This is a genomic window from Sporolactobacillus sp. CQH2019, from assembly GCF_028765345.1.
Lineage (GTDB): Bacteria > Bacillota > Bacilli > Bacillales > Sporolactobacillaceae > Sporolactobacillus.
On record NZ_JARAJZ010000013.1, the window covers coordinates 1 to 25458 of the forward strand.

The 25458-nt window shown below is 46.8% G+C and carries 21 protein-coding genes and 1 riboswitch; of the genes, 12 read left to right on the forward strand and 9 right to left on the reverse strand.

Features of this window, described 5'->3' with window-relative positions:
* Positions 1-308 precede the first annotated feature (308 nt).
* Complete coding sequence (bsh, locus tag OYT88_RS16475) at positions 309-1295, reverse strand: bile salt hydrolase (protein ID WP_274401541.1); 987 nt, start codon at positions 1293-1295, stop codon at positions 309-311.
* Positions 1296-1420: 125 nt separating this feature from the next.
* On the opposite strand from bsh, the gene OYT88_RS16480 reads away from it, so the two are divergent.
* Positions 1421-2332, forward strand: a complete 912-nt coding sequence (locus tag OYT88_RS16480) for a LysR family transcriptional regulator (protein WP_274401446.1) — start codon at positions 1421-1423, stop codon at positions 2330-2332.
* Positions 2333-2795: 463 nt separating this feature from the next.
* On the opposite strand, the gene OYT88_RS16485 is transcribed toward OYT88_RS16480, so the two are convergent.
* Positions 2796-3686, reverse strand: a complete 891-nt coding sequence (locus tag OYT88_RS16485; protein WP_274401447.1) for a LysR family transcriptional regulator — start codon at positions 3684-3686, stop codon at positions 2796-2798.
* Positions 3687-4482: 796 nt separating this feature from the next.
* Here OYT88_RS16485 and OYT88_RS16490 point away from each other — a divergent pair.
* The 3 genes from OYT88_RS16490 to OYT88_RS16500 all read left to right on the forward strand — a co-directional run bounded on the left by OYT88_RS16490 (position 4483) and on the right by OYT88_RS16500 (position 7305).
* The gene (locus OYT88_RS16490; protein WP_274401448.1) at positions 4483-5202 is read left to right on the forward strand and encodes an SDR family oxidoreductase; all 720 of its coding nucleotides are present in this window, start codon (positions 4483-4485) and stop codon (positions 5200-5202) included.
* Positions 5199-5975 carry a meso-2,3-butanediol dehydrogenase gene (budC, locus tag OYT88_RS16495; RefSeq protein WP_274401449.1) on the forward strand — a complete coding sequence of 259 codons (777 nt, stop codon included), beginning with the start codon at positions 5199-5201 and terminating at the stop codon, positions 5973-5975. The genes OYT88_RS16490 and budC overlap by 4 nt, the downstream gene beginning before the upstream one ends.
* Before the next feature lie 298 nt (positions 5976-6273).
* Positions 6274-7305 (forward strand): NADH:flavin oxidoreductase/NADH oxidase, encoded by a 1032-nt coding sequence (locus tag OYT88_RS16500; protein WP_274401450.1) that lies wholly within the window; start codon positions 6274-6276, stop codon positions 7303-7305.
* A 1316-nt stretch (positions 7306-8621) separates the two neighbouring features.
* Here OYT88_RS16500 and OYT88_RS16505 read toward each other — a convergent pair.
* The 4 genes from OYT88_RS16505 to OYT88_RS16520 all read right to left on the reverse strand — a co-directional run bounded on the left by OYT88_RS16505 (position 8622) and on the right by OYT88_RS16520 (position 11493).
* Positions 8622-9095, reverse strand: a complete 474-nt coding sequence (locus tag OYT88_RS16505; RefSeq protein WP_274401451.1) for a universal stress protein — start codon at positions 9093-9095, stop codon at positions 8622-8624.
* Between the two features lie 62 nt (positions 9096-9157).
* A complete protein-coding gene (locus OYT88_RS16510; RefSeq protein WP_274401452.1) occupies positions 9158-9649 on the reverse strand; it encodes an ImmA/IrrE family metallo-endopeptidase in 492 nt (163 codons plus the stop codon).
* A gap of 146 nt (positions 9650-9795) precedes the next feature.
* Positions 9796-10131, reverse strand: coding sequence for a type II toxin-antitoxin system RelB family anti-toxin (gene relB / locus OYT88_RS16515; RefSeq protein WP_274401453.1), 336 nt, complete (start codon positions 10129-10131; stop codon positions 9796-9798).
* Between the two features lie 99 nt (positions 10132-10230).
* The gene (locus OYT88_RS16520; RefSeq protein ID WP_443217537.1) at positions 10231-11493 is read right to left on the reverse strand and encodes an Nramp family divalent metal transporter; all 1263 of its coding nucleotides are present in this window, start codon (positions 11491-11493) and stop codon (positions 10231-10233) included.
* 443 nt (positions 11494-11936) lie between these two features.
* Positions 11937-11999: riboswitch (Fluoride riboswitch) on the forward strand.
* 375 nt (positions 12000-12374) lie between these two features.
* Between OYT88_RS16520 and OYT88_RS16525 the strand changes: the two genes are divergently transcribed.
* Genes OYT88_RS16525 through OYT88_RS16550 form a run of 6 tightly spaced genes read left to right on the forward strand, consistent with a single transcriptional unit; the run spans position 12375 to position 19614 of the window.
* On the forward strand, positions 12375-13322 hold the full coding sequence (locus OYT88_RS16525) for a respiratory chain complex I subunit 1 family protein (protein WP_274401455.1): 948 nt from the start codon (positions 12375-12377) through the stop codon (positions 13320-13322).
* Between the two features lie 27 nt (positions 13323-13349).
* Complete coding sequence (locus OYT88_RS16530) at positions 13350-13973, forward strand: hypothetical protein (protein ID WP_274401456.1); 624 nt, start codon at positions 13350-13352, stop codon at positions 13971-13973.
* Positions 13974-13978: 5 nt separating this feature from the next.
* Entirely contained in the window at positions 13979-15412 is a 1434-nt protein-coding gene (locus tag OYT88_RS16535) for a proton-conducting transporter transmembrane domain-containing protein (protein WP_274401457.1), read from the forward strand.
* A gap of 15 nt (positions 15413-15427) precedes the next feature.
* Complete coding sequence (locus tag OYT88_RS16540) at positions 15428-16879, forward strand: NADH-quinone oxidoreductase subunit D-related protein (RefSeq protein WP_274401458.1); 1452 nt, start codon at positions 15428-15430, stop codon at positions 16877-16879.
* A gap of 24 nt (positions 16880-16903) precedes the next feature.
* Positions 16904-17518, forward strand: a complete 615-nt coding sequence (locus tag OYT88_RS16545; RefSeq protein ID WP_274401459.1) for an NADH-quinone oxidoreductase subunit B family protein — start codon at positions 16904-16906, stop codon at positions 17516-17518.
* On the forward strand, positions 17515-19614 hold the full coding sequence (locus OYT88_RS16550) for a proton-conducting transporter transmembrane domain-containing protein (RefSeq protein WP_274401460.1): 2100 nt from the start codon (positions 17515-17517) through the stop codon (positions 19612-19614). Before OYT88_RS16545 ends, OYT88_RS16550 begins: the two co-directional genes overlap by 4 nt.
* 261 nt (positions 19615-19875) lie before the next feature.
* Here OYT88_RS16550 and OYT88_RS16555 read toward each other — a convergent pair whose 3' ends face one another.
* The 3 genes from OYT88_RS16555 to OYT88_RS16565 all read right to left on the reverse strand — a co-directional run bounded on the left by OYT88_RS16555 (position 19876) and on the right by OYT88_RS16565 (position 22988).
* Entirely contained in the window at positions 19876-20880 is a 1005-nt protein-coding gene (locus OYT88_RS16555) for an NAD(P)/FAD-dependent oxidoreductase (protein WP_443217538.1), read from the reverse strand.
* Positions 20881-20978: 98 nt separating this feature from the next.
* Complete coding sequence (locus OYT88_RS16560) at positions 20979-21794, reverse strand: ABC transporter ATP-binding protein (RefSeq protein ID WP_274401463.1); 816 nt, start codon at positions 21792-21794, stop codon at positions 20979-20981.
* Positions 21795-22019: 225 nt separating this feature from the next.
* Positions 22020-22988, reverse strand: a complete 969-nt coding sequence (locus OYT88_RS16565) for an ABC transporter substrate-binding protein (RefSeq protein WP_274401464.1) — start codon at positions 22986-22988, stop codon at positions 22020-22022.
* Between the two features lie 182 nt (positions 22989-23170).
* On the opposite strand from OYT88_RS16565, the gene OYT88_RS16570 reads away from it, so the two are divergent.
* A complete protein-coding gene (locus tag OYT88_RS16570; protein ID WP_274401465.1) occupies positions 23171-24217 on the forward strand; it encodes a FecCD family ABC transporter permease in 1047 nt (348 codons plus the stop codon).
* On the forward strand, positions 24218-25240 hold the full coding sequence (locus OYT88_RS16575; RefSeq protein WP_274401466.1) for a FecCD family ABC transporter permease: 1023 nt from the start codon (positions 24218-24220) through the stop codon (positions 25238-25240).
* The last annotated feature ends 218 nt before the right edge of the window (positions 25241-25458 follow it).

Consider the following 25458-nt stretch of genomic DNA (forward strand, 5'->3'; position numbering starts at 1 on the left):
CAGCGCATGGAACTTTATTTACAGGAAATCAACCAAAATCCTGTCCCCTTTCGTTGGAAATATAAAATGGAGTCCATGGCAAACTGAGCATTAATATATTAACGGTATTTATGAAACGATCTACTAGTATGATGACGAATATATAAAGTTCTTTGTCCTGGGAAGTAGAAAAGCCCTGCAAAACAATCCACCCTCCTAAAGAATAAAAATTCGTAAACCTGATCATTCTTGTCCCCAAATATGTAGTGCCCTTGCGGCATTTAATGGGCTTCTCATCGAAAAGCCGCCCGACTTATTTTAAGAGCCATTCAGTTTTCATCATGAACAGACTGTACGCGATGAAAGGGATACATTTTTATCCTGTCTGCATCCGGATTTTCATGAGATAAACGGATCGCCGAAATCTGGCTGCAATCATAGGTATGATAATAATAGGTACCTGATTCCGCACACATGGCCGAAGTATAGATGGTATGATCTTCCAAGTTATCCAGTGTAGTGACTCCGCCTTTAGGAATTTCGCAAGAAGAAAGTATGTGAAAAACGGCCGTCAGACCCTCCCCTTCATTTTCTACAGCCCGAATGTTCTGTTTCCAGTAGGCGGCTCTGACGAATCGTGACGGCGGCGTAAAATCACCGGGTAATCCAACTGAGCCCGACCCCTGCCCAAAGGCATTTAATGGCAAACTCCCCCATTGAGTCGGCTCAAATTGTCCGGGCCTGAGTCCGATATATTGTCTTAAATTTTGCAGATGCCAACTGAATTCCGGACTGTTGGTCATAACGCCCACTGGATTATCGTAAACGCGCACCCCCTGCTTTGTTGACTCGATGACCATGCAGGCTCCGCTTTTGTCGGATAGAATCCAATGCAACGGAGGCGTAGTCTTTAAAAGAGACAGCGGGAAATCAAGGAAAGAAACACAGTCGATTTCTTCCTTTACAGACTGGACAGAATCAAATTGTGACAGAGACCATAGGACAAATTCAAACGGAGCCAGATTTGTTTTATGAAGATCCCTATTGGGGCTGTAGCAAGCAAAGCCCGGGAAGTAGAGGGCCGCGCAGCTCATTCCCGCTTCATTCAATCCATCTGCCAGTATGGCTTGATCCTGATGTTCAATCCCCATGCCTGCGACAGCCTGTTTAGCTATGACGGTTTTCCCGGAGACATTTTTCCACGTATATTGCCGGGGCACAACCATCGCCTTTTGGTCGAAATCTAATGTAAAATCCATCGTTCTTGCGAATAGATGATGGCCGTCATTCGTTTCCAGGGTCAGGCTTGTACACATCAATGAACACTCTCCTCAATGCTTTTAGTATTTCTATCCATAGTTTTAACAGCCGGCTTCTATTAAGTAAATTTAAAAAATGTTATATTATAATTTAGTAAAACTTAATCAAAGGACATTTAAAAATGAATTTTGAACAGCTGGAGATTATCATTTCGCTGGCTCAGGAAAGACAATTTTCAAGAGCGGCGAAGAAATTGCATATCACGACATCTGCAGTCAGCCAGGCCGTTTCCAATCTGGAAAAAGAATTGGGGCTTCAATTGTTCCAGCGCACAAGAAATTCGACTGTCCCGACAATCGACGGACAGTATGTGATTCGAGAAGCCCATATCATTCTTGAAAAACAGAAAGAAATTTATAAATATAAAGCCGGGAAAGATTTACCTTCATTTAAAGTAAAAATGGGGACGATTCCGGGTATCACGGATTCCTTAATCGAAGTGATTTATGCTCTGAAGCAGGATTTCCCTTTTCTCCAGCTCGACTTGTCCGAATACAACACACCGGATCTATTAAAAGCATTGAAGGAAGAAAAGCTTGATTTTGCCTTGATCGGTTTTTCAGATACTCTGAACAATTATCATTTGCCTTTTGATATAACGAAATTGGTTGACGGAACCTTCCATTTTGCAGTCAATCGGCAATCCCCGCTCGCCAAATTTAAAGTTTTAAGGTATGAGCAAGTCATTCAACAGCCGCTGGCTCTTTACCAGGATAATTATCTACTGAATTATTTGAGCCAAATGGAGAATAAAACCCATTGTTCCGCCCGGATACTATTTAAAACGAATCATATAAGTGCGATCGCTAAGGCCGTGTGCCAGGATATGGCCATTGCCTTCGGACCGTATTACTCGCTCTTTCATATATTTTTTGAAGATCTGCAGCAAATAAAACTGATCCCCATCGAACAGGATCCGGATATGTTAACTACCTCCTGTTTATGGTTTATCAGTTCAAGAGATGCATCACTCACTTCATTCAGTAAAACACTGCTCACACTCATTAGACAAAAGCTGTTATTATATCGATAAAAAGAAAACTACCATTTGATGGCATCGTTAGCTTTTCCCGTCAATGGATAGAAAAATGGAATTAAAACGGCTGACCCGGAGGAGCCCGTATACGAGCTAACTGCATAACCAAATGCACCCATGACAAGGCCCCCTATTCGGAGCACCGAAAGCAAGGCCTTATTTGTCCGACAGAGAAATCGCCGCATAAGAAATCCCGTCAGCATGAACGTCGATTTTACCTTCACCGTAGTGAACGCATCGGCAATCATGGCAAACGGGATCGGCAAACCCGGGAGGTAGAATCTTTCCAACCTTGAATCCTGTTCCCTATATCTGATCGGATATGGCGGAGACCGGCCGTCTTCAGGAGCCTGCTTGAACGCCCGGTCCAACGGAAGGCATTGCCTGTTTCATATTTCCCCTGAACGCAAATCGCAAACTTCTAGTGAAGCTGTTCCGATACCCTGTTGTCAAGAGAACATCATCGCCCGGCGGAAGCGCAGGATGCTGCAGCGTTCTCGGAAAACATGGGCAGATAAGAGGATACCTTTTCTTTTTTCATGGCAACGGATATCTCCCGGTATATCGGAATGCAGTTAATTTCCCGGACGGCAATGGACGGGATCTGAATCCCTTTCGCTACGATCGCCGGCAGAAGGGTGACGCCGTCCCCGTGGCTCACATAGCTGAGAAGCGACTCTGTCAGATCAAGTTCCAGCACGATATGGGGGGTTACCTTCATGCGGTTGCACTCTCTGCGTATCGAGGCGCGGATGGTGCACGGGTCTTTATAGAGTATCAGTTTTTCATGGGTGACGATATCCCAAAAACTGATGTCTTTTCGATGGTACAGAGGATGGGTCACAGGAAAAACCACATAGAGCGGTTCCGTCATAAGCGGGATCACGGCAAGGTCCTGCTGCGGCTCTGCGTTGGAAAGCAGCGCTATATCGAATTTGCCGTTTTCGACTCCGTCTACGAGTTCCGCGTTGGAAAGCCGGGTATCGACGATCACCTGATTCTGTCCGCCCGCTTTCAGCTTTTCCATATACCGGGGAAGAAAATAGGTTACGAGACTCCCAATCCCGCCGATGCGCAGCTGACGCACTTTCCCAAAATGCCTCACTTGCTCAATTGCCGAATCAAATTCATCCAGCAAGCCGCTCATCCGTTCGTAGAGGAGCCTTCCCTGAGGGGTCGGTTCCACCCCGTCGTAGCTTCGGCTGAGCAGCTCACAGCCAAGCCCTTTTTCAAGCTGTCTCAGCTGTTTGGAAAGCGACGGCTGCGAGATATAAAGGCGTTCGGAAGCTTTATTCATACTGCCGCAGCAGACAGTTTCCAGAAAATATCGTATTTGTTCAAGGCTGATCATAATATCCTCCTTTACAGGCTATGCGTTTTAGCTATATCCAGTATGCACAATATCAATTAGGCAAGCTCCGGAATAGGGTTTATCATTCCTATAGATAAAAGATATATCCTATCTATTTATCTTTTTTTATAAGGCAAGCTCAATTTACCGAACTGCCCCTTGTCAGGAAGCAAAAAGTGCGTTCCCTCTATTTATTGTAAGTCAGTTTATCATAAGGTAAACAGAATTTAAAGGAGGAAACTATTATCGAAAAAAAGAAAACCTTTTGATTATTATGCTGACGATATTCAAGGCGGTCAAAACAGGCGTTTCGCTGACTGCCGAACCAGGGGACAAGGTCAATTCCATGACTATTAATGGGGCATTTTTGGCATGATGCGGGGCAGGCCGGCATTCATAGCTTTTCGTTAAATCTGCAGTCAATAACCCACATGGAGCCTTTGACAGAAAAATATCAAGGCTTTGCAAAACGAAGTCCGGACGCGATCTTGATAAAATTAAAGAACCCAGTTTAACCACTGGAGACAGCCGGGATTGTTTCCGCCCCTGCAATCAGGGAACTCCTTTTAACGTTTTCGAGTGCAAGTCATGCATAAATAATAACTTGGCAAGCGTGCTGTTACAGAAGAAAACAGAAGGCATTGAACGGCTTTTTCCGCGGTGAGAACAGGAATTTTCATTTAGCTTATTGCGGGCGGGAAAACTGCCTGATCCTATGTGATTGATTGAATAATCAACAAGTCCGAAGTTTCGTATCGTACGCAAAATATAATTTGATCGGTGAAAGGAGAACAAAATGGCAGGAAAACTTAGTAAGCAAAAGGTACTGGTTATCGGCGGATCAAAATTTCTGGGCCTGGCCATTGCACGGCGGGCGAGTGAAGCCGGAGCGGAGGTAGTTATCGGAGCGCGCAATACTGAACTGGCTGCTCAGGCAGCCGCAAATCTTCCAAACGCGAGTTCAATCCACCTTGATATTACAGATGAAAGCACCATCGCTGCTGCGGCAGCCAAACTGGGTCACGTCGATCATGTAGTCATCACCGCATCCGCTCACCATAACGTAGCGGTCAAAGATCTGGAACATGATAAAATTGTTACCGCATTTGAGGCAAAAGTGATTGGCCCCATGCTGCTGGCAAAGCACTTCGCACCGATTCTGTCTCCAAAAGGTTCTATCCTTCTGTTCTCCGGTGTGGCCGCGTGGACCCCGGCTCCTCCCTATACGGTCATGGGCGTGACCAACGGAGCAGTTGCTTTTCTCGTGCCGCAACTGGCAAAGGAACTCGCACCCATTCGCGTCAATGCCATCTCCCCGGGCATCATTGATTCCGGTACTTATGACGCTCTCGGCGAGCAGGTTAAAAAGGAAATGTTCGAAAGTGTTGCAAAGTCCAGCTTAGTCGGACGGGTCGGCACGTCCGATGATATTGCCGATACTGCCCTTTGGCTGCTCGGTGCCGGAAATGTTACCGGAGAAACGATCCATGTCGAAGGCGGTGCCAGATTCGCATGACAAAGAACATCTATCCATTCGATCAAAAGGTCGTTTTGATTACCGGCGGCGGCAGCGGAATGGGCCGGGCCATTGCGCAGGCATTTCTGGATAATCACGCTGCCGTTGCTGTAACCGGGCGGCGCCCGCAGGCATTGCAGGAAACGCTGGCCGCTTTTCCGGGAGAACGCACCCTGGCGATTTCAAAAGATATTTCCGATCCGCAGGCCGCCGCGCAAATCGTGGCGGCGGTGCTGGAACGTTTCGGCCGGCTGGATGTCGTGGTCAGCAACGCCGGCGCTTTTGCGGGCGGGGATCTGATGGATCTGGATCAGAAGCATTGGGAACAGTTGCGTTCGACTAATGTCGATGCGCTGTTCTATCTGGCTCAGGCCGCCTTTCCGGCATTGCAGAAGACCGGCGGCACATTGATCGCAACTTCGTCGGTATCGGGGCTGAACGGAGACTGGAAACAGGCTGCTTACAATGCGACCAAACATGCGGTCAACGGTTTTATCCGCTCGCTAGCGCTCGATTGGGGCGCGAAGGGCGTTCGTGTGAACGCCGTGGCACCGGCTTTTACCGTTACCGATATGACTGCAAGCGTGGCAGGTTCGTCTGAACAGCTCGCTCAGTTAATCAACCGTATTCCCCTGGAACGGCCGGGATATCCGGCGGATATCGCTCCGGCTGTATTGTTTCTTGCTTCCCCTGATGCAGCCTACATCACAGGCGTCGTGCTTCCCGTTGACGGCGGCACCAGTGCTTCCACCGGTCAATCTCATAGGGTGTAAATGAGCATTGCTTTGATCATGCCATTTAAACCGCCTGTGTGAGCGGCATGCCGGTGTTCGGCACGATGCCCTCCCCTTCTGCATGACGTGCAGATGTATGTATCAGGACAGCTATTGGAATAAGGCCTATGGTAAGGAAACGGAACGCTGAAAGTCTCGTTATACGCAAATAATTCAGGAAAAGCAGGAAATAGCTGTGACCGATAACAAATGTACCAGGACAGAGAAAAAATCCTGAACATGGAATGCGTGAAGCGGCCCGCTCCTGTCCATCAAAATTTTAGAAGGAGTGTCCAGAATGACAGATTTGTTTACCCCTTATCAATTAAAAGGATTGACGTTGAAAAATCGTGTGGTGCTGCCGCCGATGTGCCAGTACTCGGTAGAAAAAAAAGACGGGATTGCCACAGAATGGCATTATGTGCATTATGTCAGCCGAGCCGTCGGCGGAGCCGGCCTGATCATTATTGAAATGACGGATATCGAGCCGGACGGGCGGACGACGGATTTTGATTTGGGTTTACGGTCGGATGAACAGATTCCGCCTCTGGCGCGCATTGTCGAAGCCGCCCATCAGTACGGAGCAAAAGTGGGCATTCAAATAGCGCATGCTGGGCGCAAAGCGGAAGACGCCGCGGTGCCTGTCGCCCCTTCGGCCATACCTTTCAATGCACAATCCAAAACGCCGAAAGCTCTTTCGACGGATGAAATCAAGCAACTGGTGGAAAAATTCCGTCTGGCCGTGCGCCGGGCTGTAAAAGCAGGATTCGATACGATTGAGATTCACGGGGCCCACGGCTATCTAATCCACCAGTTTCAATCGCCGTATACCAATCACCGGACCGATGAATACGGCAAGGATCTGCCGAAGTTCGGCAGAGAAGTGATTCAGGCGGTAAAAAGCGAATTGCCCGGAAATATGCCGCTGATTCTGCGTATTTCTGCCAAAGAGTACGTGGAAGGCGGTTACGGAATTAAAGAAAGCATCGCTTTTTCCAAAGAATATCAGAAAGCGGGCGTTGATATTTTTCATGTCAGCTCGGGCGGAGAAGGGCCGATCGGCGGCGACGGGAAACCGGGAACGCACGCCGGCTATCAGCTTCCGCTGGCCCGGGAAATCAAAGAGGCGCTCAATGTTCCGGTGATCGCGGTCGGCAAACTGGAAGAACCGCAGCTGGCCAATGCCGTTATCGGCAACGAAGAAGCGGATCTCGTCGCTGTCGGGAGAGGGCAGCTGCGCAACCCGTACTGGACACTGGAAGCAGCAGTCAAATTAAACAAGAAAACGAATATACCGGTACAATATGCGTACGGATTTCCGAGAATGTAAAAAAATAATAGCGAACCAACATTTATTTCCCGTTCAACCATTGACACAATAAATTAAACCATAAATGCAGGGAAAACTTTCCGGGTTTCAGAGCCGGCCGTTTTCCCTGTTTATTTTTATCAGCATTTGCTTCAAAATGTTAATGGATTGGCTCATCTGATTTCATAGTGAACAGTGGCCAAAATCGCCGGAAAACGCTGTTAAGTTCGGAGAATCGACAGTAAACAGATCGGAATCAATGAATGTGAATAATCAGAGCAGCAAGACCGTCCCTGATTGACGGATCGACCGTGTTACTTTCGGTTTAAACTCTTGACGGGGTGATACTTCGCCGGAACAGGGCGAATCGAGTCCATTTCGGAGCGATTATTCACTGCTTGAGGGCGATTCATTCTTTTTTCGGGGCGATAAACTCTTGACGGGGTGATACTTCGCCGGAATAGGGCGAATCGGGCCTATTTTAGGGCGATAGTTCGCTGCTTCAGGGCGATTCATTCTTTTTTCGGGGCGATAAACTCTTGACGGAGCGATACTTCGCCGAAATAGGGCGAATCGGGCCTATTTTAGGGCGATAGTTCGCTGCTTCAGGGCGATTCATTCTTTTTTCGGGGCGATAAACTCTTGACGGAGCGATACTTCGCCGGAACAGGGCGAATCGAGTCCATTTCGGAGCGATTATTCGCTGCTTCAGGGCGATTCATTCTTTTTTCGGGACGATAAACTTTTGACGGAGCGATAGCTCGCTGCTTGAAGGCGATAGTCAATTTTTCGAGACGAGGATTCTCGGACCGATACTGGCCAGGCCTGGCCTTTAGTCCATTATCGACCGCGGCAGGCAGTTTTAGCTGTTTATCGGTCGTCGCGCCAGGTTGATCGGTCGTCAGCAGGTACACCCGATTTATCAAACGCGACAGAAGTTTATCGACTGTTACAGAAGTTTGTTCATCACGGAAACGTTCTTTTCTTTCAAGAGATTGACGGTCTCAGGAAAAGCCGATCATCATTTGACGGCACAGCAGGGCAATGAGCAAGAGGGATACTCATTTTTGATTATTAGCCGTCAATAATCTGACCCTACGTATTTTATCTTCTCGCAGCAGTTGATCTGTGGGTTGATAAAAGTCTTCTAAATAACCTACGGCTAAAATTAAGTCAAACGATGAGTCTGTAGGCCCGTAATATATATCAAATTCCAGGTTCTTGTAGGCAAGCCGACTTCAAATTGTCGCCTAAAAAAAGCTAAATAGAGACAGAGTCCCCCCTCAAGTTAGCTGTTTATCAATCAGCTCCGGAAGAACTCTGTCTATCGTTTTTAATCAGCGGACAATCAATACCGAACAAGGGGCAAGCCGGGCCATATATGAGGACTGACTGCCGATACCGATCAGGAAACGATCTAATTTTGTGGTTCCCATGGCACCACAAACAATCAGATCGCAATGGTACTGCGGAATCACCTTCTCGATGATCGCTGAAGCCGGTGAATCCTCACCGGTAAAAACCGAGACACTTTTTACTCCTTGGTTCTGTGCTTCCTTTTTAAAAATGTTAACCCGGTTTGCCACTTCCGCCCGCATGTTATGGATTTGCGGAGTAAAGGTTCTTAAAGCTTCAAGTGATCCGGTGTTTAAAAAAGAAACAATCAACAGATGTGCATCGTATTTCCTTGCCAAATTGACAGCCGCTTCGAAGGCTTTAGCAGCCTCCTTGGATTCATCGACGGCGATTAATATATTCCGATAAGTGATTTCTCCATTTTCATTTATTGTATGGGATAATGTTTCTGACATTATTACCGGACTCCTCACGTATTTAATATAGTGATAATCATGAATCTCAAGTTAATCAAGTTTCAGAGATTTCCTTCGGTTATTTGATTTAACCGAATATTTACCTTTTGTGAGGAAATTTGAAAAACGTTTGCCATTTGTTTAGCAGAGTAGTTTTGGATTATGAGCTTTCTAACTACCTGATCAGGCATAAGCAGCTGATAAGCAAATTTATCTGCCTCTGATTCTTTCTTAGAAATCGCATCAGATAAATAATGGTACTGGCGATAGAATTGACCGTTCTTATTTTGAAAAAAATGGAGATAATAGTGACCCAGCAAATGGGCGAGAATAAATCGCTGTGTTCTTTGATCCCCACTAATTGTCGGATAAAAATATACGCCTTTTTTGTTTTTCTTAGCAATGGCGAAAAGATTGCGAAATTCAAAATCTGCATGAAAGACATGAATGTTTTCCTTTAATGCCTTTAATGCCATGAGCAGTGGATTAACCGGCAAAGGGTCTTTATTAATTAAATCCTTCACCGTATTCTGGATTCTTTCATCTATCGTCATTTCAGATCATCTTTTATGGCTCATTCTCAAAAATACAGAGCTGCTTAAATATCATGTGACAGATAAACGAAACGATTAAGATGTAAGACTGAATTTTTCAAAAACCTGTATCTATTGCTCAGTAAGGCCTGAAGAAAACTCAGATGTTACTTATTCGTGATTAAAGTGATTGAATCCGCTGAAATAATAATCTTGGCACCTAAACCCATCGAAACTTCCATAAGGATATTCAATGAGATACGATTCCCGCCATTTTCTATTCGGGAAATCATGCTTTGATTGACTGAGAGTAAACGTGCCATTTCTCTCTGAGAACATTTTCTTTTTCTGCGTAAATGGATGAACTGAGCAGCAAGGCTGTCCGTATCAACCTCTTCTTCCCGTGCGTCTTTAACTTTTGTCCGCTGCTCACCCAGATATATTTCCCATGGCTTTTTAGCCTTTACTTTTCCTGTATAACTGAATTTCGGACGGGAATTCATCTATTACACTCCCTTCTCATACACACGATCCGGCTTCTGATAAAAACCCCCGGTATGAACAGTGCCAGGGGAGGAACAGACGATAATACAATTTTTTGATTATCCGAAAAATGTCTGATAGAGAAGAAAAACGTTCAGGCAAATCACCACACCTGCAATCGCCCATGCTGTCGCCGTAGTCAGTGTGCGGTTAACCAGTTCTCCCATAATTCGTTTTTTACTTGTGAAAATAACAAGGGGGATGATAGCGAGAGCTATGCCGAAGGAGAGAACCACCTGGCTCATCACCAGGGCCCCTGTCGCATTCGCACCCGAAATAATAACGGCTAACGGCGGGACCATTGAGCAAACGCGGCGGATAAAAATCGGAATTCTCTTATGAATGAAACCTTGCATCATGATGTCGCCGGCCAGTGTCCCGACGGATGAGCTCGAGAGGCCTGCCGAGAGCAGCCCGATGCCAAACAGGATTGAGGCGCTCGGCGCAATAAAATTACCAAATTGTTTAAAAGCAACATCCAGATCCGAAATCACCATGTGACCGTGAAATGTTGAAGCAGCAACTGTCAGCATAATCGCATTAATCAATCCGGCAATAATCATCGCGATCAGAATATCGACCATTTCAAAGTGAAAGATTTTCTTTTTCTCACTTGCATTTTTACCAATGACTCTCCGGCACGTCAGACCCGAATGCATATAGATCGCGTGAGGCATCACCGTTGCTCCCAAAATGCCGGCGGCAAGCATGACACTGCCCGCCCCCTGAAAATGGGGAACGAACCCGGCCATGAATGGTGCAAACTGTGGCATGGAAAAGGCAATTTCACAACTGAAAGCAATAACCACAATAAAAACCATTGTCGCGATCACCATTTCAAGTGGACGGAACCCTCTGACTTGAAAGGCAAGAATGAGCAGTGCACAAATCGCTGTCAGAACTGCCGAAGGGATCATGGGCAGTCCAAAGACGAGATGGAAACCAAGAGCAGCGCCAATAAATTCGGCCAGGTCCGTCGCCATGACCATAATCTCACCCTGTATCCAATAAAAGATCGCAGCGCCTGGTTTCCACTCGTCCCGTAAAACTTCCGGAAGATTGCGCGAAGTGGCAATTCCCAGCTTTGATGACAAAGTCTGAATCAGAATCGCCATCAGATTGGAAACAATCACCACCCATAGCAGCAAATAACCATACTGTGAACCGCCTTGAATGTTCGTTGCATAGTTACCCGGATCAATGTAAGCAACTGCTGCAATGAAGGCGGGTCCGATAAATGGAAGTGCCTGTCTCCAGCCTTTTTTCGTCCCAATAGCTGTTTTAAAGGATTCAGAATGCTCTCGTCTCTTAAATTTTGACACAGCCCCGGCTGCAGATCCATTGTCAGTTGCCGTTGCACCTTCCTTGTAAGACATTTATTCTGGCCTCCTATTTGCTTAGTGAATATTTGTTTCTTTAAAGAAACTTTTATTCCTGTACTCAATATAATCTGCCTTCGCCTAAATTGCAACCCTAAAAGATAAAATTATTTTCACAAATAAAAGCAGTGAGCAAAATAAACTTGTTCATTGCTTTCAAATAGTTCATATTGTCTTCTTAAGTTGGAGCATCAACAGGAAAATAGAATGTTATCATTTAAGTTCGTGACCATTTATGTGACTACATCCTCTTTCATAATTTTTCATGTTTCTTATAAAACAACTTTCATTGATTATCAAATTTAGTGATTACCCTTGATATCATTTAAAGTTTTTCTGTTTTGAAAAATTTTTGACAGATCATCGGTCAGACATTATAATTACTATACGTAATTGGTGATGGAGCTCACCCTAACGCATGAATGAATGCTAATGGCCCCTATTTTAATCTTTGATTAAAATAGGGGCCATTTTTTTCTTAAAATCGGTTTTCCAGAAAATGTTTCATGTGCAGCACTCCATGCGAGCTCCTAACCCACTGTTTTAGGTATAGCTTTTACCCTATTTTCTGTGGAAATACTTTTCAGGGAGGAGAAGAGTCCGGTGTTTATCAAAAAAGTAAAATGTTTTAGCTTGATATCGAAAAAATGATTTTCATTTTCACTTGAGGCTGTTCACTAAAAGGCAGTTAAGAGGGCTATAGGCTATAGTCCGCCGTTTATGTCGCAGTCCCTTGATCCGGGGAAGAACAGTTTCAATTTACAGCGCAACGTCCGGCCTTCGGGTCCTTATTTATCATTAATCGTTACGAGGGGGTTTACCTTGTGGTTCATTCTCTTCAGGAAGCCGTTTTTTTGCAGTTGCTTCAGTTATTGACCGTGCTGCTTCTTGCCCCGCTGATAAGCGGAATATTAACTCGCTGGAAAGAGTTTGTGCAGGGAAAGAAAGGGCCGAGTATTTTTCAGCCGTATTGGAACTTTCTAAAATTATTTCATAAAGAACGCGTCGTCCCTGATTCGGCCGGATGGATTTATTCTGCAGCCCCCTATATTTATTTTGCGGCTCCGCTAATCGTTACCTTGCTGATTCCGGTCCTCACGGCGTTTCCTCTCTTCATGGCTTTTGCCGGAGATATGCTGTCCGGAGGGTTCATTCTTGGCCTGGGGGGCTTTTTTCTGCTCGCCGGAGCGACCGCCGGAGGAAGTCCGTATGCGGGAGTAGGAACGACACGCAATCGTTTTGTATCGCTTTGTACCGAGCCGATCATGTTTCTTGTCCTGCTATGCGTCGGATTTGCCGCACATTCAACGGTTCCTTACAATGTGACAAAGACGATGGGCGGTATGTTCTTTTCTCCGATTCATATCTTTCTCTTTATCGCATTTTTTATGATGCTGCTGGCTGAAGCAGGACGGATTCCTGTCGATAACCCAAGTTCTCATCAGGAATTTTCGATGATCGATGCCAATCGCGTTTATGACTACAGCGGACCGGATCTTGCACTGATTGAGTGGGGCGGATCCATGAAATTTTTTGTCCTGTCCGTGATCATGATGAATGTCATTTTCGGTCCCTGGGGGCTGGCATCTTCAGCGACGTTTCTCGATTTGCTGACTGCAGAACTGGTTTTGTTCTTCAAATTTTTGATCCTGGATGCATTAATTGTCTGGATTGAGTCTTCCATCGGCAAACTCCGGCTGCTGCGTATCAGTGAATACCTCGGCGTTGCCGGTACATTTGCTCTTTTAGCGGTTATTTTCAGTTTAACTTAAATTACGGAATATGGAGGAAACAGCGGAATGGATTTAATTCCATCATGGGTCAATGTGGCCTTGATTTTATTCACGGTATGGATCGGCGTTGTCCGTGAAACCCGGCTGGCGATGACTGGTTATATTCTGCAAGTGGTCAGCCTGCTGGTTCTTTATCTCTATCAAATTTTCCAGACCGGCGAGTCCGGTGCTTTTATCGGATGGAGCGCTCTGCTGATCATCCGGTTGATCGCCATTCCGATTCTGATTTATTCGTTTCTGAAAAAAAGCTGGTGGCATGACCGAGTAACCAGCGACTTAATCGATGTCCGGAAAGCCGTCCCTCTCTATGCTTTCCTCGCCATTTTCGGATTCATGATGGGACGCGGGACAGGAGACTTCATTGGAACCGCCGTCAGTGTATTGCTCCTGGGCATCAGCATTGTTCTGCTCAAGCATGATCCGAGCAAACAGGTCTTCGGTATTTTGTCCGTAGATGCTGCCGGAGATCTCATGGTTATTTATTTTTTGAACCGTCTTCCCTTGTTTTTTGAAATTCTGATCTATCTGATCATACTTTGGTCGGCTGTCTGTATGGTCATACTGGTCAAATCGATTGAAAGACGTACAAAAGTACGTTCTGTCAAACAATTAACGAATTTGAAAGGATGAATGGCGTGCTTGAGCTACTGCTCTTTATGATTCCGGCTGCAGGAATCCTGTTGACGCTTTTGCCATGGACAAAAGCGCGGGAAATTGCCGCTTTTCTTGCAACACTTTTTGTGGCGCTGGTCCTTATTGTATTTAAATCAGGTGCATGGATAACCGCAAAAGGGGTATGGCTTGAAATCAACCAGTTTGATCGCCTGAGCCTTGTCGTTCTCATGATTGTAACGATCGTCGGGCTGACCTCTGTCGTGTATGCGTCGGGATACCTAAACCTGTCGGCGGATAAATATCAGCTGACAAATCGGAAACACATGCGCTTTTTCTTGCTCATCATGCTCTTTTACTTTTTTCTATTATGGACGCCGATCGTTCATAATGTCATTCTTCTTTGGGTATGCATTGAAGGAACTTCTCTGGCCTCCGTTTTTTTAGTCGATTATGAAAATACGACCGGAACATTTGAAGCAACCTGGAAATATTTGATCATGATGGAGATCGGCGGTGGGCTGGCACTGGCCGGAACGGTCATTATCCTGATGGGAAGGCCTGCCGGTCTCGGATCATCGTTATCCTGGCAGGCTCTGATGGCGGCCGGCCACAGCATCCCTCCCCTGAATTTAAAATTGGGATTTGCATTGATTGTTGCAGGCTATGGGATTAAAGCCGGGCTGGTTCCTCTGCACTCCTGGCTTCCCGATGCGCACAGCATGGCCCCGTCGCCGGTCAGCGCGATGCTGTCCGGGATTAAGATCAATATCGCTCTTTATGGGATCTTGCGTTTCTATGATATTTTATCCGCTAATGGGCAGATATCCTTCGCTGCTTTCCTTCTCCGCTGGACGGGAATTCTGACCGTTCTGGTTGCCATAGCGATGACGGGCGTTCAAAAAGACTTTAAAAGGCTGTTTGCCTATTCCAGTATTGAAAATATGGGGCTGATTGCTTTTGGCTATACTCTGGGGACGTTCGGCGTATACGGCGCCCTGCTGCAGATGCTGAACCATGCACTCATCAAACCCGGCCTTTTTTTCCTTTCCGGCAACCTGCTGATCCAGTATCAAAGTACGGAAATCAGAAAGGCAAGAGGCATTTTATTTCAAATGAAATGGTCCGGTCTGCTCCTTGTTCTGCTGATGCTGGCGATTGCCGGGGCACCGCCTTTCGGTTTATTCCTAAGTGAATTCATTATTATACTCAGTGCACTGCATGAAGGCCTTATCTGGATGGCAGTGGTCCTTGTAATTCTTTTGGCCATATTGTTTGCTAATTTTCTCAGATACGCACTCAAGATGGTGTTCGGCCGTCCAAATACACCGATAGTCGGGAAAGCTCGGTTTACCTGGCGGACGGTATTTCCTCCGCTTCTGCATCTTATCGGTTCATTAGTGATGGGTACGGCTATTCCAATGGTTTTGCAGCAGCTACTGTATATGGGCAAATGAGGAGGTGTGAACAGATTGGCTAAGAAAGAAGATTTTATCGTTCTCGAGAATAACAGATTTATCGCAAGAATATTAGAAAAGCGCGAGATGAAACAGCTCCTTCACTATACGGCAGTTAGAGAAAATCATGAGGGCTGGTCGCTGGTCGCACTGACCGGGAATGAAGAAGGCAAAGTGGAGTGGCTAAAAACAGTTATTTCCGGCAAGGACCCTTCCATTCATTCTTTAGGAACTATCTGGCCCGCAGCTCTGTGGTTGGAAAGGGAGATAACGGACAGGACGGGAATAGAGATGACCGGCCGGCCTAAATCCAGACCGCTCCTTTATCCTGAAAAAGCTTTGCCGGAGGGAGTCGCGCATGGGTCAGGAACTTTTCACATGCCGCTCGGTCCGGTTCGGGGCGACGTGATGGAATCGATCGTCTATATGTTTGATCTGCTGGGCGAGCAAATTATGTTTTTGGACAGTCAATTGTTCTACAAGCATCGAGCGATTGAGGATCTCGCGAAAGGGATGGCTCCGGAACAGGCTCTGCAGCTTGCTGAACGGATCGGCGGCACTTCAACGGTGGCTCATGCAGCGGCTTTTGCCGCAGCGGCGGAACAAGCGGCAGAAATTGATGTTTCTGTACGGACCGTTCAGGAGCGGCTGCTGCTCGGAGAACTTGAGCGGCTGTATAATCATGCGCATGATATCGGCCAGCTGGCAGGCGCGACGGGAATGAGCGTCGGACAGGCGCAGATGGCCAGAATTAAAGAGGAACTGTTGCGAATCAACGCTGATTTATCGGGATCACGTTTCCTGAGAGGAACCGTTCATATCGGCAGACCCTCGACTATTGATTGGAAAATTCATGCAGAACTTTGCCAAAAAAAATTGGATGATATTGCCCGGAGATTCAATCGATTTACCTTTGATTTAAGTCGTACCTCTACCTTTATCGACAGGCTGCAGGGCACGGGGAAAACAGATCTTAAATGGGTGAGAGAATTTGACGTGGTCGGGCCGGTTGCCCGTGCATCCGGTATTTTTCATGATGCCCGTTTCGATTACTCACAAAAATCCCTTAATCTGGGCAGTCTTCAACTGATGACCGATTTAAGAAATGAAGGAGATGCCCTCGGGCGTTATAAGGTACGTGTCGATGAATGGAAACAATCCCTGGAGTTTGTTCGATTGATGCTGGCCTTTCTGGAAGATCCGGAGTGGGGTCTGGAAAAATGGCAGGATGACGATCGGATCAGTCCTGAGAAATGGGGCCTGGGAATTGTGGAATCCCCAAGAGGCCGAACCAATCATCTCGTTCATATTGACAGCGATCGAAAGATCAGTTTTTGGAATGTCCGCTCGGCTTCAGGGTGCAATTGGCCGATATTCGGTCTTGCCGCAGCCAATGGGAATATTCAGACTGATTTTCCGATTATTGAAACGAGCTTTGCCTTGAGTGTCGCAAGTTGCGATCGTTAAAAATCAGAAGGGAATGAATGATCCATGTTTGCAAAATGGCTCCGGGACGGCCTCAGAAGCGGAAGATCGACCGAATCCTACCCGCGGAGCAGAGATGAGTATATTGACAAATATGCCCACTGGACTAAAGATACCTGCGGTGCGCTGGACGCGGCGGATATAACCGATTCGTCAGCTGAAAATCCTGATCTGAGGACATTGCTGACTGAGAAGAAGATCAGAAGGCTGCTCAGAAAATCGCTTTATATCCGTCATATTGATGCGGGCTCCTGCAATGCCTGTGAATCGGAGATTTTGTCCTTGTCTAATCCCTATTACAATTTTCATCGCCTGGGTATTTTCTTCACAGATTCTCCCAGGCATGCGGATGTCCTGCTGGTCACCGGCATAGTAACAAAGGCCATGAAGAATATCTTAATTGAAACGTACGAAGCGATGCCTCGGCCACGGCTTGTGATTGCATCGGGTGTCTGTGCGATAAACGGCGGACTATTTCAAAGCAGCCCGCGATTCGCCGGCCGTGTAAAGGATTTTCTGCCTGTCGATGTGGAAATACCAGGGTGTCCGCCCAATCCCTTTGCGCTGATTAACGGGCTGATCATCGCGGTGAATAAACAAAGGGAGGGCAGCCGGCGATGACACTGTTATTTTGGATCGTAACTCTTTGTTTTTTACTGACCGGCATTTTTTGGACTGTATGGATTAAAAACCGCGGGCTTGTTTTCGGCTGGTTCCTGGTCGCCCTGCTCTGTCTGCTTGATACAGTCATCGGCGTAAAATGTCTTCTTTCAGGGAATGATGAGCGCCTGGGTGAATGGGGACAAATTATTCCTTTCGGACATTGGTTCTGGCGCCTTGACGGACTGGGAGCCTTTTTCATCACGTTAATGGGTGTCATTGGATTTTTGGTGGCGATTTATAATGTTGCTTATGTTAAAAAGCGCAGAGTCGGTTACCGGACATGGGCGCTGGCATCGGTTGGCCTGCAATATTTTTTCACCAATATTCTGATCGTCAGCTCGAACGCTCTTCCCATGCTCATTGCATGGGAAGGTATGTCGCTGATGGCCTTTTGCTACGTTCTGACCGATCATCTGAACAGTAAAACACGCAGAAGTGCCTTGCTAACGATTGTAACGAGTGAGATTGGTTTTCTGGCCCTTGTCATTGCCCTGTTATTACCGAGCCATGCGCATCTGTCGATGACTTTTAATGACATTGCTGCAAATCTGCAAACTTGTTCACCGGGAATCAGATTGACAGTCGCCATCTTGGCTTTCATCGGATTTGGCGTCAAAGCAGGCATTATTCCCGTTCAATTCTGGCTTCCCCGTGCTTATCTGGTCGTCCCGGGCAATCTTGGGGCTCTGCTGGCGGGCAGTCTCGTCAATCTGGGTATTTTCGGCATTCTGCGTGTTTATTTCAGCTGGTTCGCCGGGCACATCCCTGATGGAATGGGGGCAGCCATGCTGCTGGTCGGCAGCATCGGTGTTTTCCTCGGTGCTTTATATGCGACCATTCTGCGCAATCTCAGGCATATTCTTGGATATAGCAGTATAGAAAATACCAGCTTTATGCTTCTTGATCTGGGCCTGGTGATTTTGTATACCAATCACGGAGATACAGATTTTGCCGCCGTTTCTTTCACCGCGCTGCTGATCCTGATGCTCTCTCACGGCCTGGCCAAGGCGCTGGCTTTTCTGGACGTCGAGGAGATTGAAAACACAGCGGGAACGACGAATCTGGATCAGCTGAAGGGATTGATCCGGCGTATACCGGCGACCGTCAACTGGACCTTTCTGGTCGCCTGTCTGTCTTTAGCCACAGTCGCCCCATTCAGTGGATTTACTGCCGAATGGATGGGACTGCAGGGCCTGTTCCAGATTCACAATGTTGTCTCGCCGGTGGAAAAAGTGATGGCCAGTATCTCCTTAATTTTATTGGCATTAGGATCGGCACTGGCATTGACTGCTTTTTTAAGAGCCTATGTCTATACATTCGGATCCGCGGAGCCACATACCAGGCGGAAAGCGGGCCCAAGGATGCCTCTTCTCACGAAGGCTGCGCTGACGCTGTTCGCCTGTCTTTCCGCCCTTCTCGGATTTCTTCCGACACTGTTTCTCAATTTCCTGGCTCCCATGGAAAACGGATATTTTCATGGTGCGATTCAAAGCATTATGCCGAATGTTTTTCAGCACGTTGCTCCCGGCGATCTGCTGCCTAAGCTGGGGGGACGGCTGCTTCACCAGCTTCCGGTTCCGGGAACAACGCTCGAACCGGCTTCAGGAGACATAGCGAGCATTGCTCCCACTTATCTGTTATGTGGATTTATCCTTTTCGGATTGATCGCCTGGGCTTTAATTAAAACAGCCGGGCGGCCGTACAAGACCAGGCGGGTTCGGACATGGCAGGGCGGGCAGACAGGTTACAGCAGACCGGGCAAATATTCAGCTACGGCATACAGCAATATCTATCGCATGCTGTTCAGCGATCTGCTGAGTTTTAAATTCATTCGGCAGGAACAAAACGGCCATTTGCCGGTGCCTCAGTCAATTCATGTATGGACGCGTGCGCGGCAGGTCCTGAGCATCAGTCCCTACGAGAAAATCTTTTATGCGATCAGAAAAAAAGTCAGATTTGTGTCTTATATACAACATGGCTACCTTTTCGGCTATATCGTCTATGTCCTGACTTACCTGCTCATTCTTTTGCTGGTCGTTGAGTTTATGTTTTGATCGGGTCCTGTAATCAAGCCGATGATTTTACAGGTCACATTTGTCAAACGGATGGAATCCATCCATATAATAATCTAGCAGGTAATAATATAGCAGGAATTCTATAATCCGCGCACCGCATTATGTGAGCAGCGGCAAACAGCAAATAACGCCCACCGTATGATCAGGGCGTTATTTGAACTTATAAAACGCATGAAGTGCAGCAACATTTTTTTCATGAACAAATTGGATGATGCTCCGGCCGAAAATCCGGAACATTTTCTATTTCAAAAAGGCTTGATGATGAGTGGAATACATGGCCATTGGCCCTGCATCCGGGAACATAAAGCGGACAGCGCTGTTTAAAGCAACCGGACCTTCTGCAAATCCTCCGGCAATTAATTTTAATTTATGCGGATAAATCGCGGCATCGCCGGCTGCATAAATCCCGGGGATATTGGTTTCCATTGCTCCGTTTACTTGAATCCGCTCATCTGCCATTTCAAGACCCCATTTTGATATTCCCCCGTAATCGCCGCGAATGCCATGACTCACAACGACTTCATCGGCTTCAAGCCATTTTACTTCACCGGTATCGGAATGTTTAATGGCAACACGCTTAATCGTGTTATCATTCCCGATCAGCTCTGTCATACAGTAAGGCGTATAGACATCCGCCATCTGTTTCATCCGCTCTGCCTGCCGCTCATGTCCGCTGAATTCTTCGCGCCTATGGACAACGGCAACGCTTTGGGCAATGGATGCCAGTTCAACGGCCCAATCCACGGCCGTATTTCCGCCTCCCGAGATAACCACACGTTTGTTTCTGAACGGCTCCAGCTCATGGACAGTATAATGAAGATTGCCCGATTCAAAGCGTTCTGCACCGGCAATGCCCAGCTTAATAGGCTTAAAAATTCCCGCCCCGACCGTCAGGATAATGGTTTTTGTAAGGTGAATATTGCCGGTTTCCGTTTTCAATCTGAATACCCCATCTGCACGCCGCCCCAGATCCGATATATGTTGCTTGCAGAGAATCGTCGGTGAAAAAGTCCCCGCCTGTCCGATCAGTTCGCGGACAAGCCTTCTGCCTGTTATTTCGCGGATTCCGCCAATATCCCGGAGCTTTTTTTCCGGGTAAAACATCGTGATTTTGCCGCCCAGTCCGCCGCTGCTTTCCAATACTTTTGTTTTTAAATTCCGCATGCCACTGTAAAAGGCTGTAAATAAACCGATCGGCCCGCCGCCAATGATCGTTACATCATATCGTTCATTCTCCAACTTCAGACCCCTCCTGTAATGACATAGAAATGCGCGGCTTTCGGTCAATAAAAGACCAGTAACCCTTCCATCGGGTTACTGTCTTGATCATAAAAAAAATCAGACTATGCCATTCTTGTGTGCATTTCTTTGTGCGGTTTAATTAAATCATAGGACAGGAAAACCGGCCGCCCGTACTTCGGATCCAGCGTGATTTGGACGTCAAGCCGAAAGACATCACGCATCATGTCTGCCGTGATGACGGTTTCAGGACTTCCCTGACTATAGATTTCGCCGTCCTTCATGGCAACCATGTGATCCGCAAAACGCGCTGCCTGGTTTAAATCATGAATCACCATCACGATGGTACGATGCTCTGTCCGATTCAGTTTCTGCAGCAGTTCCAGCACTTCCAGCTGATAGGACAGGTCCAGGAAGGTTGTCGGTTCATCCAGTAAAATCATTTCCGTATCCTGCGCCAAAGCAAGTGCGATCCATACCCGCTGCCTCTGTCCGCCTGAGAGCGCATCTACAGGCCGATCTTTCAGTCCTTCCATTCCGGTGATGCCGAGCGCGCGCTCAATTGCCCTCCAGTCCTCATGGTTCAGCTTTCCGAACCGTTTCTGATGCGGGTACCTTCCGTAGGAAACAAGTTCAGAGACAGTCAGCCCGTCCGGGACATCAGGCGACTGAGGCAGGATCGCCAGTTTTCGGGCAATTTTTTTCGTCGGTTCTTTTGCTATTTCTTTTCCGTCCAGATAAACCGATCCGTCTTTCGGAAGAAGAAGACGCGCCATTACTTTCAGCAAAGTCGACTTGCCGCATCCGTTCGGCCCGATAATCGCTGTGATTTTTCCGCTAAGTATATTTAAACTTAAATTTTTGATCACTTTTATATCTCCATAGGCGACATGTAAGTTTTCTGCACAAAGCTCTGGCATTACGGATCCTCCTATGAATCAATGTTTCTAATGAAATAGATTTTTAACCTAACCCGTAAAGCGGCGGAATCGGGTATGAGCCGGTTAAACCTGTTCAATATTTAGCAATCAAGCGAATGCCAATGCTGAATCTACTTTCGATCTGATGAGGCTCTCCAGAGAAATAATTTTTCAAGAAAAGGGCCTCCTTAGTAAAATACTCGATAAGAGATTCTCCTCATTTCATTATTTATCAATCGTTTTCAGCACATCTCTGATTATCTCTTGATTGGCAATCGTTCCGGTGTAAAGCCAGCTGGAATTTGCGGAGAATTCAGCCACGTGATGCTTTTTGACGGCCGGAATGTTCTTCCATAATGCACTATCCAGCTCAGTCGCACTGTTTTTATCACTGTTTATAAGGAAAATATAGTCTGCATCCAATTCCGTCAATTTCTCAAGCGAAATGGCATTCCAGTTGCTTACCGCTTTTGCAGAGATTTCTTTTACGACATCCGGAACTTTCAAACCGAGGTCATTGTAAAGGACAGTACCGCTCGATACATTTTGGGATACGATGAAGAATTTATTATTAACAAGCCAAATTGCGGCGGCAGAAGGTGTTCTCCCGTTCTCCGCCAGTTTTTCTTTTGCTTTTTTGGCCGTTTTTTCATAATCTGCCAGCACCTGCCCGGCTTTCGCTTCTTTATTCAGAACTTTTCCGACTGCCCGCAGTTCTTTTCTCCAGTCATTGTTTTGTTCCTTGCTTGCTACATAGGTCGGGGCGATCTGGCTATACTGCTCATATTTCCCGCCTTCGACCATACTAGCGGAATTCATAATGATTAGATCCGGTTTGAACTTCTGAACCTCTTCAAAGGGCAGGTCATAAGAAATAGTCGGAACTCCTTTCAGATCATCCTGCAAATATTCCTGAATCCCGTTGCTGACGCTCCATTGTGCGACTGGTTTTACACCGAGTGCGACGAGATAATCTTCCATGTAAGAAGCAAGAACACGTTTAGGCTGTACCGGTACATTCACTTTATGTCCCATCGCATCTGTCATCTGGCGTGTCTGGGATTGCTGCCCTTTAGAAGACTGGCTGCTGCTTCCATTACCCGACTGATTGCTTCCGCAGGCAGTCAGTCCAATAGACAGAAGTACGATCCCGCATATCTGGGCAATTTTTCTTATTTTTTGATTGTAAACCATTTTCATCCCCCTATCGTTATGATAAAATATTAAATAAAATTACTGATAATGATTATCAACATCAATTAAAACGAAGTTAACAGAGGATGTCAATGTTTTTTTCAATATAAAATGAAAATGCCCCACAAAACCATCAGGAAGATTACATAAAGAAGTTCAGCGCGGAAAGAAGGTCTCGGGAAATGGAAAATGAGCATACAGATTATGAGACGCACGGCCTGAAAGATAAACCTTATAAAAAGAAATCGGCTTATTTCATCCTCGGTTTCGGGTGGATCTTCATCATCCTGGCAGTAGCAGGTTCGATACATCTGGGTGCATCAAATGTAAGCTACACAACCGTTTGGAAAAGCCTGTTTTTTTATAACGCAGATAACCCGGCACAGGTCATCATTCATGAACTTCGGCTGCCGCGGGCGGTTGCTGCTGCTTTTGTTGGGGCGGGGCTGGCCGTTTCCGGCGCAATCATGCAGGGGATCACGCGAAACCCGCTCGCCTCCCCCTCTATCCTGGGAGTAACGTCAGGGTCACTTTTTTTCATGGCCATTGCCTTTGCCTTTTTCCCGGGCATTTCTTATCAGGGCCTCATACTCGTATCATTTGCCGGAGCAGGTCTGGGGACTGTTCTCGTTTTTACCATTGCCGCGGCGGCAAAGGGCGGGAATATCGCTGTAAAATTGGCCCTGGCCGGGGCAGCAATAACTTCTTTGCTTAGTGCTTTATCAACAGCTATCGGATTGCGTTTCAATATTTCGAAGGATTTAAGCTACTGGTATGCAGGCGGCGTTGCCGGTGTTCAATTAAGCCAGTTAAAATATGTCATTCCCGCCATGATAGCCGGTCTCTTGCTGGCACTGGTCATCTCACGTTCGATTACCCTTTTAAGCCTCGGTCATGACATCGCAAAAGGCCTTGGTCAGAACACTGTATTTGTTTATATTGCCGGGATGACCGCCGTTCTTTTGCTTACCGGGGCGGCCGTATTCCTTGCAGGCATGGTTGGTTTTGTCGGATTGATCATCCCGCATGTCACCCGGTTCCTTGTCGGGTCGGATTACAGCTTGATCATTCCCTGCTCGGCCATTCTCGGGGCTCTTTTATTGATTATTGCGGATGATGCGGCAAAATGGATCAATGCCCCCTTTGAAACGCCGATTGGCGCGGTTACTGCCATAATTGGCGTTCCGTTCTTCCTGTATCTGGCCCGGAAAGAGGGGGGCGGGTTATAAATGGAAAAGTATCTAAAAGACAGGCATAGATTCAGCATCCTGGCAGCGGTACTCCTTATTTTACTGGTCATTTTGTTTACGGTGAGCCTTAATACAGGCGCCATGAAAATCCCATTATCGCAGATGTTGTCAGCCTTCTTCGGCAGCGACACCGGAAATCAGCGGATTACCCTCTTCGAGTTCCGGCTGCCGCGGATTGTGCTTTCAATCCTGATTGGAGCCGGAATGTCTGTCTCCGGTGCCATTCTGCAAAGTGTTTCAAAAAATCCGCTTGCCGATCCCGGCATTATCGGAATAAATGCAGGGGCCGGCTTTGCTGTTGTGCTGTACATATTCTTCTTTAATGGAACAAGCTTTCTGGCAGGAACGCTCTCCATTTTTGTCATGCCGTTCACCGCGTTAGCCGGTGCCTGCCTGGCGGCAATACTGATTTACGGGATTGCGAGAACAAACGGCAGCATAACGCCGGCCCGCCTCATTTTAACAGGAATTGGATTGAATGCTGCTTTTTCGGCAGGTACAACGGTTCTGCAAATGAAAATGGACCCTCAGGATTTTACGAAAACCCTGACCTGGATTTCAGGCAGTATTTGGGCAACAAACTGGGATTATGTACGGATCACTTTTATCTGGCTGATTGTTCTGATTCCGCTGGCCATATATAAAGTCCGTTATATGAATTTAATGCACCTCGATGAATCGATCGTGGTGGGTCTCGGCGTATCCCTTGAAAAAGAACGGATGAAACTTCTCATAATGGCGGTCGGACTGGCCGGATCTTGTGTAGCTGTCGGGGGCGGCGTGACTTTTTTAGGCCTGATTGCCCCTCATATCGCCCGCAGGCTCACGGGACCGAACTATGAATACGTCCTGCCATTGGCCGCTCTCCTTGGCGCCTGCATCCTGCTCCTCTCCGATACAGTCGCAAGAGTCATCATCGCCCCGATGGAACTGCCTGTCGGAATTGTCCTATCGATTCTCGGTGCCCCCTATTTTATTTACCTGCTGATGCGGATGAAGTAAAAAAATGCAGTGCTTTCATTGCTGGGCCGCCGGAGGCATCTATTGAGACACTTTTTCAAACTTTTGATCCGGTTATTTTTGTGAATTCATGACCAATACACATAAATCTATGTTCATGGTATCCGGGCTTAAGCGTAAAATAATTGACAATGGACATTGCTATTGTTTATAATCTTATTGTGAACAATTTAATTTAACGAAATTAAATAACTGCTAAA